Genomic DNA, 12,457 nt, shown 5'->3' on the forward strand with positions numbered 1-12,457 from the left:
TGCCGATCTTCAATGAGAAGGTGATGTGCGGCCTCGGGCGCGGCCTGGGCCAGGCCGGCCGGCTGGCGCCCGACGGGGTGGTCCAGGCGGTCGACAACCTGGCCCGCTTCACCCGGCTGCTGGAAGGCATGGGCGTCGACCGGGTCGACGTGCTGGCCACCGCGGCGGTGCGCGACGCCGAAGACGGTGCCGATTTCGTCGCCGAGGTCGAGCGGCGCTGCGGCCTGCCGATCACCATCATCAGCGGGGTGGAGGAGGCGCGGCTGTCCGCGCTCGGCGTCCTCTCCGGCATCCGCGATGTCGATGGCGTGATGGGCGATCTCGGCGGCGGCTCGCTCGAACTGGTCGGGCTCGACCGCGGTACCATCCGCGAACAGGTGACGCTGCCGCTCGGCCCGTTCCGGCTGATGGACGAGACCGGCGCGCGCAAGGAAGCGCGCAGCGTGGTGCTCGACACGCTGGTGCAGCAGGACTGGCTGCCGCGCTATGCCGGCCGCAGCTTCTATCCGGTCGGCGGCGCCTGGCGCGCCATCGCCAAGCTGTATATGGAGCGCGAGAACCACCCGCTGCACATCATCCACCAATACACGGTGCCGACCGGGTCGCTGGCCGAGTTCGTCGGCCTGGTGGCGAAGCAGAGCAAGGGGGCGCTGTCCGGCTCCTCGATCTCCCGCCGCCGGGTCGAGATGCTGCCGATGGCGGCGCTGGTGCTGGAAGGCGTGCTGAAGACGCTGAATCCGGCGCGGGTGGTGTTCTCGGCCCTCGGGCTGCGCGAAGGTCACCTGTTCGACCTGCTGTCGCCGGAAGACCAGGCGCGCGACCCGCTGATCTTCGCCGCCGCCGAGATCGCCCACCGGCTCGACCGCTTCGGCCATGCCGAGGTGGTGGCGGAATGGACGCGATCGGTGTTCCCGGATGAGACCGGGGACGAGGCTCGGCTGCGCCAGGCCGCCAGCCTGTTGTCCGATATCGGCTGGTTCGAACATCCGGATTATCGCGCCGAACATGCCTGGCTGCGGGTGCTGCGCATGCCGGTGGCCGGGATGGACCATGCCGAGCGCGTGTTCCTGGCGGCGGCGGTCTACGTCCGCTACGGCGGCTCCTTGGGCGATGGCCTGACCGCGTCGGTGCTGGAACTGCTGACCGAGGCGATGCGGAGCCGGGTGCAACTGCTCGGCCAGGCCCTGCGCCTGGCCCATACCCTGACCGGCGGCGCCACCTCGCTGCTGGAGCGCACCAGCCTTGCCGTCTCGGGCGACGCGGTGGTGCTCACCCTGCCGGCGGATGAGGAGGCGCTGACCGGCCTGGCCGTCGACCGCCGTCTCGACGCCGTGGCCAAGGCGCTGGGCAAGCCCGGCCGTGTCGTGGTCGAGGAATCGCGCCGCGCGGTGGGGTAGAGTGAGACATGCCAAGGTGCTTGAACCGCAGGAGGTGAGCCATGTCTAGGTCGCGCGCCGCCGCTGAAGAGGTGCTGCTGGGTAAGGCCATCAGCACGGCCAGCCCGGAAGCCTATGCCGCCGTCCTTGCCCGGTTGGACCGGCCGTCCCAACCCAATGAGCGACTGTGCCGGACGATGCGGACCCCGGCCCCCTGGGATAAGGCGTGACGGTTTCGGCGCCCGAGCCACTCGCGCTGTATCAGGCGGCGCTTCAGGCCGTCACTTCCGGACCCACACATTCCAGAAGCGCGGGGCGTCGGCCGGCCACACCGTGAAGCCGCCGATCCGCTGGGTCACCGCGTAGTCGGAATTGTGCAGGTACAGGCTGGCGGCCGGCGCCTCCTCGGTGAACAGCCGGCCGATCTGGTCCAGCACCGACTGCATCCCGGCCTGGTCGGTGGCCGCGTTGGCTTGGGCCAGCAGGGCGATGGCGCGCGGGTCCTTCCAGATCTTGCGCGGCTGCGGGCCGATGATCCGTTCCCACTGGCCCAGCGGGTCGAGTCGCGGCGAGTAGGAGAAGGACTGCAGCGTGAACTTGCCGGTCTGGTAGGCGTCAAGCTGGGCGGTCCATTCCAGTACCTCCAGCTCGACGTTCAGCCCGACGCTGCGCAGCATGTCCTGGGCCAGCACCGCGCAGTCATACATCTCGCTGTAGCGCTTGTTCGCGGTCAGCACGATGCGCTGGCCGGCATAGCCGGCTTCGGCCAGCAGCGCCTTGGCCCGGTCCGGATCGAAGGGCAGGGCGTCGGTCTGGGCCTGGGAATGATAGGGGCTGAAGGCCGGCACCGGCGTGGCCGAGAAGGCCGAGCCGCCGAAGCTCACGGCGTTGGCGATGGTCGGCCGGTCCAGTGCCATCACGATGGCCTGGCGCACCCGCTTGTCCTGCAGGATCGGGTCTTCCGAATGCAGGATCAGCGCTTCCCAGCCCGGGGTGACGCTGGACTGGATCTGGAAGGCCGCATTGCCCTCCAGCTGCATCCGGTCCTGCGATTCCAGCGGGGCGACGTCCAGGGCGCCGGCCTGCAGCGCCGTCAGCATTGCCGCCGGGTCCGGCATGATGTTGAAGCGGACCTTGTCGACGAACACCTCCTTGCGGCCGACATAGCCGCTCATGGCGTCGTCGCGCGGGGTGTAACCGTCGAACCGGGTCAGCTCGATGTATTGGCCGGGCCGCCAGTCCGACAGGATGAAGGGGCCGGTGCCGACCGGCTTGTCCCAGCTGCCGTCGGGCTTGACCGAGGACGGGTGCAAGACCGGGGTGCCGCCGCAATCCATCCGCGCCAGGTTGTACAGGAAGCCGGCGCTCGGCCGGTCCAGCACATAGACGATGGTGTCGGGGTCGGGGGCGGTGACGCTGTCGACTTTCAAATCGCCGTCGCCGGTGTAGACGTCGCGGCAGCGCCACTGGGTGGCCGGGTTCATCAGCCGGTCCCAGGACCATTTCACCTCGGCCGAGGTCATGGTCGCGCCGTTCTGGAACTTGACGCCGTGGCGCAGGTGGAAGGTGTAGGTCTTGCCGTCGGCGGAGACATCCCAATTCTCGGCCAGCATCGGCCCGATCTCGAGATCCTCGCGGAACCCGACCAGCCCCTCGACGATGTGCTGGTGCACGATGTCGGTCGCGCCGTCACGGTCGACGCCGGGGTTGGTGCTGCGGCTGTCGGCCGACAGCATCGTGCTGATGGTGCCGCCGCGCTGCGGCGTCTCGGCCGCCGCGGCGGGCAGGGCCGCCAGCGCCGCCGCGGCGGCCAGAAGCATGAGCCGGTTCATACTGCCCCCTGTCGCTTCATTGTTTTGCTGTCATGGGCCGAAGGCGCGGGCCTGGCCGGGGCCGAGCACGTCGTGGAAGAAGCCCTTGGCGCGCTCCGTCACGGCCGCGAAATCATGGGCGGCGCCGGGGATGATGTCGTGCCGCACCGCCAGGCCATGCGCCTGCAGGTTGCGGCGCAGGCTGGTCAGCCGGGCGATCCGGTTCGCCCCGGCGCGGTTGGCGTCCGCCATCCAGTGCCGGCTGCCCGGCCGGTGGGTGATCGACGCTGTCTCCAGGTCGCTGTCGCCGATCGCCAGATGCACCGGCACCCGCCGGATCAGGTCGAGGTCGGGGGCGTGGCCGAAGATCCGTTCCATGTCGCTGGTGCCGACCCACCAGCCCCGCTTGGGATCGATCAGGGTGACCGAGCCGGGGGCGCCGATCGACACGGCGCGCAGCCGCTCCGGATGCAGGTACAGGAAGCGGTGGGCGAAATGGGCGCCGCCGGAAAAGCCGAACAGGCAGAACCGGTCGAAGCCCAGCCCGGTGCGCGCCTCGGCCTCCGCCACCATGGCCAGCAGCAGCCGGTCGTACCGGATGTCGCCTTCGACCATGTATTTGTAGCCGTCCTCGTTGCCGTCGCCCCGGATATCGGCAGGGAACAACGGCGCCAGGACGACGGCGCCGTGCCAGCGGGCGAATTCGGCGAAGGCGTCGCGGCAGGTCTCCATGGTCCGCAGGCTGCCATGGACCGCGACCACCAGCGGCACCCGGGCCGGCGCTGCTTCACGCAGTGAAGGTGGGATGTAGAGGCAATAGGAAAAGCGCGGATCTGCCCGGCAGGCCAGCACCGTGCTGGCGCCGGTGGCACGGACCGGCGCCGGCCCACCTGCCATGCCTTCGACCCTTGCCCGTGCTGCGATCGCAGCCGCCCCACCATCCGCCATCCTGGCCTGCTCCAAAATTGGCGCCAATTTGTACGTGACGATAGTCGTGAAAATCGCATCCCGCAACCCGGCATGCTAGAAGGACGGGACGGGGCCGCGCGGCGCGGCCGGCCAGGACGGTCGAGACCACGGTGGCATGAAGCGGCAGGACACGGATCAGGGGCGGGTCGAGGCGCTGGTCGGCGCCATCCGGGACGACATCCTCTATGGCACCTACCGGGCCGGGGAATGGCTCAAGCAGATCGACCTGCAGGACCGCTACGCGGCCAACCGTTTCGAGGTGCGGCAGGCGCTGGTCGAGCTGAAGAACCGCCATCTGGTCGAGCACAAGGTCAACAGCGGCTTCCGGGTGGCGGCGCCGGACCCGGAGGAGCTGCTGCACATGAAGGCGGTGCGGACGATCCTCGAGGCCGGGGCGGCCGCGCCGGTGGTGGAGCGGGCGACGGCTGCCGACCTCGCCGATCTCGCCGATCTCGCCACCCGGTTCGAACAGGCGATCGAGACCGGCGACCCGCCGACGCGGACCGAGCTGAACTTCGCCTTCCATCGCCGACTCTACGAGATCGCCGGCAACCCGGTGCTGGCGGAGCTGATCCGCGAGATGCGGGAGCGCGGGCAGGACGGCACGACGGGCCGCTGGTACACGCTGGCGGGGGTGCGCCAGAGCGCCCAGGAACACCATGGGATGGTCGATGCCATCCGCGATCGCGACGCCGCGGCGCTGCGAGCGCTGATCGACCGCCACATCAACCGGCGCTGACGCGCAATTCGATCGGAGTTACTGGGCTCCACCGAATGCTCAGGTGAGCCATGTTTGCGCATGTCCATCCGACGAGTGTTACAAATTGGTTTCGAAAACGAACAATATAGGTTGCGCGCAATTTAAAATTGTGATGCTATCTATGCTGGTAATTGCATAAAAAGCCGGATTTCGGGCCGAAATCCGGGCAGCCGGCCCCAAAGTCGTTGTTATCGGTCGTTTCGGGGCAGGATCGATGGTAACCATCGGGAGTGCGGAAACGAACCTGGTGTCGGAGATTGAAGAGAAGAGGTCTCTTTCATATCTGTCGCCTGCTGCCTCTTGTCTCATCGTCTATCGGGACGACGGGAGGTAGGAGCAGCGGCCCCGGGGCGAAATTTTACGAGTGTGTGACCTAGGTAACTGTTGTTGTATGATAACAGTGTTTCCCTCTAACGGAGGAATCCGGACAACGAAGCCGGAATCATGCAGGGCCCACGATGCTGACTTCGAGGCTCGGGCGACCCGAGTCTTCTGAATTTGGAGCATGTTTCAATGATAAGCGTCGAAGCACGGGTGAGCATGGGTGTCGAGACACGAATGAACACGAACAACGAAAGCAGCCAGCCGGTGCGGGTGCTGGTCGTCGACGACGACCCCGCCATGCTGGACATGATCGTCAACTACCTCGATGAACACGGTATCCGGGGCGTTGCGGCCTCCGGACCGCAGGACATCCTCCGCGACTTCGCCGAAAGCGAGCCGGACCTGGTGATCCTGGACCTGCATCTCGGGCAGGCGGACGGGTTCGATCTGCTGCGGTCGATCCGGTCGCAATCCGACGTGCCGGTCATCATCACCACTGGCCACCGGCGGGACGAGATCGATCGCGTCGTCGGGCTGGAGCTGGGCGCCGACGATTACGTGACCAAGCCGTTCGGCCTGCGCGAGTTGCTGGCCCGCATCCGTGCGGTGCTGCGCCGGCGCGAGGCGGGCCGTGCGGCCCCGCAGCGGGATCCGGAACGGGGCCGCTACCGGTTCGGCGGCTGGCTGCTGGACCGGCGCACGCGCCGCCTGACCGACCCGGCAGGCGCGCCGGTGACCCTGACGAAGGGCGAATACGCCCTGCTGGTCGCCTTTCTCGACGCGCCGCAGCGTCCCTTGTCGCGCGAACACCTGCTGCAGGCGACCCGCGTGCACGAAGACGTGTTCGACCGCACGATCGACGTCCAGGTCCTGCGGCTGCGGCGCAAGCTGGAAACCGATCCCAGCGCGCCGCGTGTGATCCAGACCGAACGTGGTGTCGGCTATCTCTTCGCCCTCACCGTCGAACAGCTCTGACCCGGGCCGCTCGCCGCCTGTGCAGGGCTTTTGGTAAAGCAGCATGCCCATCCTTTCGGCATCGACCGGCCGCCGACCACCCTTGAAGGTCGGCGGCCGTCACGGCGCCGGGGGGCACCGACTATCCCGGCCGTGGTCGCGCCGGCCCGGTCGCCCGTGTCCGGTTCGGCAGGGGATCGGCTGCATTACAGCCGTAACCGCATTCTCGATCGCCGGAGCGGATGCGGTAACACGCGTCCTGCAGGATGCCTCCCGACACCCTGTTGGGAGAGAACCATGCGATGTGAGGGGCTGTCCGTTGACGCCGCTCTCCCCTGCGGGGCTGGGGGGAAGGGACGATGAAGCTGCTGATATCGACCCGGTTCGTCGTGTTCGTGGCCCTGGCGATGCTGGCCGTGGTCCTGGGCGGGGCGCTGAGCGCGCAGGCGCCGGCCGCACTCCAGGCCGACACCCCCGCCACCTGGCGGACCCGGACTGCGGATGATGTGCCCAGCGGTGCCGGCGAGGTGGTGTCGAGGGCCTATGATGCCGGCACCGGTGGCCACCGCCATCCCGCAGCGGTCCGCCATCGCGGCCGCACGGTGGGCGGCGAACGGTAAGGCTGCGGGACGCCCGGCCGCCATTTTGCGCGCTCGCCTTCCATCGCCGGCCGGTGACGGGCCGTATCACCGCCCGCCGGCTCCTTCATCGCGATCATTGACGACCGCCGCTCTGCGTGGCGGGATCATCGGCACCGGCCCGCTCCGGCTGCCGTCGGGGATGGCGCGGGCGAATGCCGGTGTTCCGACACTGACGCCCTTCGCAAGGACCTGACCCGTGGCTGTTCCCGCCGCTTCATCCCCCGCCGCGTCACCCGACGCCTGCCACCGTCGCTGGGCGTGGATCTTCCTGGCTGTGGTGCTGCTGATCAGCGGGGCGCCGGCGCAGGCCCCCGGGCCGCCGGCCGCCGAAAAGGCCCTGGTCGCGAACCAGGAGCCGATCTCGCCGATTCCCCCGGCGCCGGAGATCGATCCGCAGAAGCTGGCCCTGGGCGAAAGCCTGTTCCGGGACGTCCGCCTGTCCGGCAACGGGCTGCGGTCCTGCGCCTCCTGCCATGATCCGGACACCAATGGCGCCAGCGACACCCGGTTCGACAAGGCGCCAGACGGGACCGACGTCCCGTTCAACTCCAGCACGGTCTTCAATGCCACGCTGAGTTTCCGGCTGAACTGGGAGGGTGGGGCCCGGACGCTGCAGGAGCAGGCCGACACCACGATGCAGAACCCACAGATCATGGGGGCGAGCATTCCGGAGGTGCTGACGAGGCTGCGCGCCGACCCGGCCATGGTCGGAAGGTTCCGCCAGGTCTATGGCGACGAGCCGCAATGGGAGAGCCTGATCGACGCGATCGCCGCCTATGAGCGGACGCTGGTGACGCCGGACAGCCGGTTCGACCGCTGGCTCCGGGGGGATGCCGATGCGCTTTCGATCCAGGAGCAGAGCGGCTACCAGCTGTTCAAGTCGCTCGGCTGCATCTCCTGCCACCAGGGTGTCAATGTCGGCGGCAATCTGTTCGAACGGCATGGCATCTTTCATCCGCTCGCATCGCCGAGGCCGCGGATCCTGCGGGTCCCCAGCCTGCGCAACATCGCGACGACGCCGCCCTATTTTCACGACGGCAGCGCGCCCACGCTCGAGGATGCGGTTACCCAGATGGGCCGTGCGCAGCTGGACCAGACCCTGACGGATCACCAGGTGTCCGCGATCGTGGCCTTCCTCCGGTCGCTGACGGGGACCTACCGGGGGCGCCCAGTGGCGGGTGCCGCACCATGAAGCTGAAGCCGGCCCTGGTGGCCGCACCCCTGGCGCTCCTGCTGCTGCTCCTGACCTGGCTGCTGGTGCGCGGCATCAACCCCGGCGCCGAGCTGTTCGACCGAGCGCTGGCGACGCTCGACAGCTTCGTGATGACGGACAGCGCCCTCGGCCGCGACGTGCTGGCCGCCCGGGCCGGGCTGCTGCACAACTACGACCCGGTGGTGCGCGAGCTGGCCGGTCTCAACGCCGACCTGGTGGAGCTGCGCGAGGCGGCTGCCGTGGACGCCGACATGGCGGTGGCGCTCGACCGGCTTGCCGCCACGGTCGGCGAGCAGGAACAGCTGATCGAGCTGTTCAAGAGCAACAACGCCCTGCTGCAGAACTCGCTCGCCTATTTCGGCCGGTTCAGCTCCCGGCTCGGGGCGGCGGAACGGACGGCAGCGCTCAGCGCCGCGGTCAGCGGTCTGTCCGCGGCGGTGCTGCATCTTTCGTTCGACACCTCGCCGCAGATCGCAGGCGAGGTGCAGAACCGGCTGGATGCGTTGACCGAGCTGGCGGCCTCGTTCGACGACCTCGATGCCGATGCCGTCCGTGGGCTGCTGGTGCATGGCCAGGTCCTGCACGATCTGCTGCCGGCGACCGACGGGCTGCTGAAGGCGATCTTCGACCTGCCGACCGTGCGGGACCAGGCGGCGTTCCGCGCCATCGTGCTGCAGAGCCAGATCGCATCCCGGTCGGAAGCGCGGGAATACCGCTTCGTGCTGTACGGCGTGTCGCTGCTGCTGCTCATCCTCCTGATCCATCTCGGGCTGCAGCTGCGGGCGCGGGCGCTGGCCCTGCAGGATCGCGCCGCCTTCGAACATTTCGTCGCCGGCATCTCGACACGCTTCATCAGCGCGCGGCCGCAGCAGGTCGACGGCCAGGTCCGGCAGGCGCTGGCGGAGCTGGCGCAGCGTGTCGGGGCGGACCGGGCCTATTTCGTCTGGGGTGGCCTGCCGACCGAACGGCATCTGTGGAGCCGCGGCGGCATCAGCTATCCCCTGGGCTGGCCCGACCACGCGCTGGACCTGGCCGCCCGGTTCGATGCGAGCGAGGATGGCGTGGTCCACATCCGGCATGTGGGCCACCTGCCGCCAGGGCCCAGCAAGGATGCGCTGGTCGCCGCCGATCTCAGCGCCTGGGCCTGCATCTCGCGCAGCCACGGGCCCGATGTGATCGGCGTGCTGGGCTTCGACGTGGTCCGTCCCTTCGTCAGCATGCGGGGCCATGAATTCGGGCTGCTGCGGATGGCCCTCGACGCCCTCGCCAACGCGGTCGGCCGCGACCTGATGGAGCAGGAGCGGACGCGCCTGGAAACCCGGCTGCAGCAAGCGCGGCACATGGAAACGGTGGGGGCGCTGGCCAGCGGCATCGCCCACAACTTCAACAACATCGTCGGCGCGATCCTCGGCTACACCGAGATGGCGGAGGCCCAGGTCGCCGCCGACAGCCGGCCGGCCCGCAACCTCAAGGAGATCCGGCGGGCGGGAGAGCGGGCGCGGGACCTGATCGAACAGATCCTCGCCTTCGGTCGGCGGCGGGATCCGCGCCGGGTCCGGATCGGCGTCGGGGAATTGCTCGCCGAGGCGGAATCGCTGCTGCGCGCCTCGCTGCCGCCGGGAATCGAGCTGGTGGTCGGCGGCGTGCCGGAGACGGCGGTCGTGCTGGGCGAACCCGCCCAGCTGCAGCAGGTCATCCTCAATCTCTGCAACAATGCCGGGCAGGCGATGGATGGTGTCGGCACCATCGAGGTGCAGACCGAGATGTGCGACATCACGGCGGATCAGGCGCAGCCGCATCGCGAGCTGCTGCCCGGTCATTACGCCGTGGTGACCGTGGCCGATCACGGGCGCGGCATGGATTCGACGACGCTCGACCGGATCTTCGAGCCATTCTTCACCACCCGGCTGGCCGGCAACGGGCTGGGCCTCGCCACGGTCCAGGAAATCGTCCGCGAGCACGAAGGCACGGTGATCGTGCAGAGCCAGCTCGGGGTCGGCAGCCGGTTCGAAGTCTGGCTGCCCTGCGTCTCCGCCGCCGAATTCGGCCATGCTGCCGGGCCCGGCCCGATCCCGCGCGGGCAGGGCCAGACGGTGCTGCTGATCAGCGACAACCGCGACCGGCTGATGCGGGACGAGGAGATGGTGGCCGCGCTGGGTTATGAGCCGGTGGGCTTTGCTGAGCCGGCCGGCATGCTGGCCGCCTGCCGGGCCGCGCCCGACCGCTTCGATGCGGTGCTGGTCAATGCGCGGGACACGGCCGAGGCGACGCTCGGCCTGGCGGCGGAGCTGCACCGCGCCGCGCCGGCCCTGCCGATCCTGCTGGCGACGCCGTCGGTGGATGAATTCAGCGCCCAGCAGCTGCTCGGTGCCGGCATCTCCGAGGTGGTGCGGCAGCCGCTGCTGTCGCATGAGATCGCCATGGCGCTGGCGCGCCGACTGGCGTCGGCCGATGGCCGCCGCGTTCCTGCGGTGTGATCGCGGATGCCGCCTGAGCCGCGCAAGCCGGTGCTGCGCCGCATTCTGTTCTGGCTGCTGGTGATCTTCACCGTGCTGGAACTCGTGCCGCTGCTGTCGGTCCTGGCCGCCGCCCTGGTGGCCAATGTCCTCGGCTGCACGGTGGATGAAGGAAGCATCCATCCCTGCCTGTTCGCCGGCCGGGATCTCGGTGCGCTGCTCTACAGCATGGGCATGATGGGCTGGCTGTTCATCCTGACGGCCCCGCTGATGGTCCTCGTCCTGCTGGGATGGGGCCTGGTCGGGGGCCTTGCCGTCCGGCGGGCCGTGCGCCGCCGCTAATGATCGGGCCGGGGCCCGTCCCGGACTTCGACGCCTTGCATCAGCGGCGTCACGGTCACGCCGTGCACCACCACCGACAACAGCACGACGAAGCCGACCACCGACCACAGCTGCGCGCCTTCGGCGAAATGCGCGTGGTTCAGGGCGTAGGCGATGTAATAGAACGAGCCGATGCCGCGGACGCCGAGGAAGGCGACCAGGGCACGTTCGCGCCGCGGCCAGGGCAGGCCGGCCAGGCTGATCCAGCCCAGCACCGGGCGGACCACGAAGACGATGGCGACGGCCACCGCCACCTCGGCCCAGTCGAGCGCCGCGAACAGGCCCTGGGCGATGACGCCGCCGAACAGCACCAGGGTCAGCATCATCAGCAGCCGTTCGGCCTGCTCGATGAAGCCATGCATGGTGTCGTGATAATCGTGGCCGCGCTCCGCCGCGCGCAGCACCAGCGCCGCGACGAACACCGCGACGAAGCCGTAGCCATGCGCCGCCTCGGTCACGCCATAGACCAGCAGGGTGATGCCGAGGGCGACGAAGCCGTCGCCGGTGTGCGCCAGCCGGGTCCGGGCATGGGCGCGGAAGGTGGCCCAGCCCAGCACGCGGCCGGCCAGCCAGCCGATGCCGATGCCGGCGGCGAGCTTCCAGGCGACATCGACCAGAAGCCAACTGGCCAATCCGGTCGTCCAGGGGACGCCGGCCGTCCCGGCGGTCAGCGCGGCTGTGACGATGGCGAGGTTGACGAAGGGGAAGGCCAGCCCGTCATTCAGCCCGGCCTCGGCGGTCAGGCCGAAGCGCACCTCGTCCTCCTCGCCGGTGCGCGGCGGGCCGACCTGGACGTCCGCGGCCAGCACCGGGTCGGTCGGCGCCAGGGCGGCGCCCAGCAGCAGGGCGGCAGCCGGCCCGAGGCCGAGCCACCACCAGCCCAGCAGCGCGGTGGCCAGGATGGTGAGCGGCATGGCGATGCCCAGCAGGCGCCACACCTGGCGCCAGCCACGCCAGCCGAAGGGGCGGTCCAGCTTCAGCCCGGCGCCCATCAGCGCGACGAGGACGACGAGCTCCGTCAGCCGCTCGGTCGCCATCGGGAACCACATCGGGAACGGGGCCTGCCCCGCACCGGGCAGGCTGAAGGCGAGATAGCCGGCCAGGACGCAGAAGATCGGCAGCGACAGCGGCACCCGGCGCAGCACCATCGGCAGCCACGCGACCAGCAGCACCAGCAGGCCGAGTCCCGCCAGCGCGATGATGTAGATCTCGGGCATCAGGACGGGCGGCGGGGCTGGGGCAGTGCGGTGTGGGCCATCCCTCGATAAGGGATGAAGGCGCATCGGTGTTCCCCGATGCTTGTCGTTCGCCCGGAAGGTGAGGCAAGAATGGTCGCCAGGCGGGCCTGATGGAGAGAGCGATGGCGGATTACAGCGACCAGGACATGGCCCGGCTCGCCAAGCTGGTGCAGACGGTGGCGGCGGATCCGGACCGGATCGCGTCCCTGGCGGTCGAGGAGGCCTGTGCCGTCGCCCTGCTGCTGAACCGTCTCGACCTGCTGCACGAACCCTACAGCCATCCGATGGAGGCGTTCGACCAGCTCGGGCCGGCGCGGCGCGAGATGGTGCTCGA

General features: G+C 69.4%; 12 protein-coding genes. 9 read left to right on the top strand and 3 right to left on the bottom strand.

The window, feature by feature from the left end; all coding sequences use genetic code 11:
* The coding region (locus tag AC3XYG_RS34325; RefSeq protein WP_489144380.1) for a Ppx/GppA phosphatase family protein at window positions 1-1,397 on the top strand (1,397 nt) is incomplete at its 5' end.
* 41 nt (window positions 1,398-1,438) lie between these two features.
* A complete protein-coding gene (locus AC3XYG_RS34330) occupies window positions 1,439-1,606 on the top strand; it encodes a type II toxin -antitoxin system TacA 1-like antitoxin (RefSeq protein ID WP_489144381.1) in 168 nt (55 codons plus the stop codon).
* Between the two features lie 51 nt (window positions 1,607-1,657).
* Here AC3XYG_RS34330 and AC3XYG_RS34335 read toward each other — a convergent pair whose 3' ends face one another.
* Together AC3XYG_RS34335 and AC3XYG_RS34340 are read right to left on the bottom strand one after the other, a co-directional pair.
* Entirely contained in the window at window positions 1,658-3,196 is a 1,539-nt protein-coding gene (locus tag AC3XYG_RS34335; RefSeq protein ID WP_489144382.1) for an ABC transporter substrate-binding protein, read from the bottom strand.
* A 42-nt stretch (window positions 3,197-3,238) separates the two neighbouring features.
* Window positions 3,239-4,135, bottom strand: a complete 897-nt coding sequence (locus tag AC3XYG_RS34340) for a hypothetical protein (RefSeq protein ID WP_489144383.1) — start codon at window positions 4,133-4,135, stop codon at window positions 3,239-3,241.
* A 136-nt stretch (window positions 4,136-4,271) separates the two neighbouring features.
* On the opposite strand from AC3XYG_RS34340, the gene AC3XYG_RS34345 reads away from it, so the two are divergent.
* From AC3XYG_RS34345 to AC3XYG_RS34370, 6 genes are all read left to right on the top strand, one after another.
* Window positions 4,272-4,895 carry a GntR family transcriptional regulator gene (locus AC3XYG_RS34345; RefSeq protein WP_489144384.1) on the top strand — a complete coding sequence of 208 codons (624 nt, stop codon included), beginning with the start codon at window positions 4,272-4,274 and terminating at the stop codon, window positions 4,893-4,895.
* A 579-nt stretch (window positions 4,896-5,474) separates the two neighbouring features.
* Entirely contained in the window at window positions 5,475-6,215 is a 741-nt protein-coding gene (locus AC3XYG_RS34350) for a response regulator (RefSeq protein ID WP_489144385.1), read from the top strand.
* 338 nt (window positions 6,216-6,553) lie between these two features.
* Window positions 6,554-6,814 carry a hypothetical protein gene (locus tag AC3XYG_RS34355; protein WP_489144386.1) on the top strand — a complete coding sequence of 87 codons (261 nt, stop codon included), beginning with the start codon at window positions 6,554-6,556 and terminating at the stop codon, window positions 6,812-6,814.
* Window positions 6,815-7,031: 217 nt separating this feature from the next.
* Window positions 7,032-8,027, top strand: a complete 996-nt coding sequence (locus tag AC3XYG_RS34360) for a cytochrome-c peroxidase (protein WP_489144387.1) — start codon at window positions 7,032-7,034, stop codon at window positions 8,025-8,027.
* Window positions 8,024-10,525, top strand: a complete 2,502-nt coding sequence (locus tag AC3XYG_RS34365; RefSeq protein ID WP_489144388.1) for a two-component system VirA-like sensor kinase — start codon at window positions 8,024-8,026, stop codon at window positions 10,523-10,525. Before AC3XYG_RS34360 ends, AC3XYG_RS34365 begins: the two co-directional genes overlap by 4 nt.
* A gap of 6 nt (window positions 10,526-10,531) precedes the next feature.
* Window positions 10,532-10,846 carry a hypothetical protein gene (locus AC3XYG_RS34370; RefSeq protein ID WP_489144389.1) on the top strand — a complete coding sequence of 105 codons (315 nt, stop codon included), beginning with the start codon at window positions 10,532-10,534 and terminating at the stop codon, window positions 10,844-10,846.
* Here the strand turns inward: AC3XYG_RS34370 and AC3XYG_RS34375 are convergent.
* Window positions 10,843-12,102, bottom strand: a complete 1,260-nt coding sequence (locus AC3XYG_RS34375) for a cation:proton antiporter (RefSeq protein WP_489144390.1) — start codon at window positions 12,100-12,102, stop codon at window positions 10,843-10,845. The two genes, AC3XYG_RS34370 and AC3XYG_RS34375, sit on opposite strands and share 4 nt — an antisense overlap.
* Before the next feature lie 143 nt (window positions 12,103-12,245).
* Here AC3XYG_RS34375 and AC3XYG_RS34380 point away from each other — a divergent pair.
* On the top strand, window positions 12,246-12,457 hold a 212-nt coding region (locus tag AC3XYG_RS34380), incomplete at its 3' end, for a hypothetical protein (RefSeq protein WP_489144391.1).

The organism is Inquilinus sp. (assembly GCF_057815775.1).

Excerpts from the sequence above, each read along its gene's own strand:
- AC3XYG_RS34335 (WP_489144382.1), bottom strand. The coding sequence starts at position 3,196 with ATGCTTCTGGCCGCCGCGGCGGCGCTGGCGGCCCTGCCCGCCGCGGCG.
- AC3XYG_RS34345 (WP_489144384.1), top strand. The coding sequence starts at position 4,272 with ATGAAGCGGCAGGACACGGATCAGGGGCGGGTCGAGGCGCTGGTCGGC.
- AC3XYG_RS34370 (WP_489144389.1), top strand. The coding sequence starts at position 10,532 with ATGCCGCCTGAGCCGCGCAAGCCGGTGCTGCGCCGCATTCTGTTCTGG.
- AC3XYG_RS34350 (WP_489144385.1), top strand. The coding sequence starts at position 5,475 with ATGAACACGAACAACGAAAGCAGCCAGCCGGTGCGGGTGCTGGTCGTC.
- AC3XYG_RS34340 (WP_489144383.1), bottom strand. The coding sequence starts at position 4,135 with ATGGCGGATGGTGGGGCGGCTGCGATCGCAGCACGGGCAAGGGTCGAA.
- AC3XYG_RS34375 (WP_489144390.1), bottom strand. The coding sequence starts at position 12,102 with ATGCCCGAGATCTACATCATCGCGCTGGCGGGACTCGGCCTGCTGGTG.
- AC3XYG_RS34330 (WP_489144381.1), top strand. The coding sequence starts at position 1,439 with ATGTCTAGGTCGCGCGCCGCCGCTGAAGAGGTGCTGCTGGGTAAGGCC.
- AC3XYG_RS34355 (WP_489144386.1), top strand. The coding sequence starts at position 6,554 with ATGAAGCTGCTGATATCGACCCGGTTCGTCGTGTTCGTGGCCCTGGCG.
- AC3XYG_RS34365 (WP_489144388.1), top strand. The coding sequence starts at position 8,024 with ATGAAGCTGAAGCCGGCCCTGGTGGCCGCACCCCTGGCGCTCCTGCTG.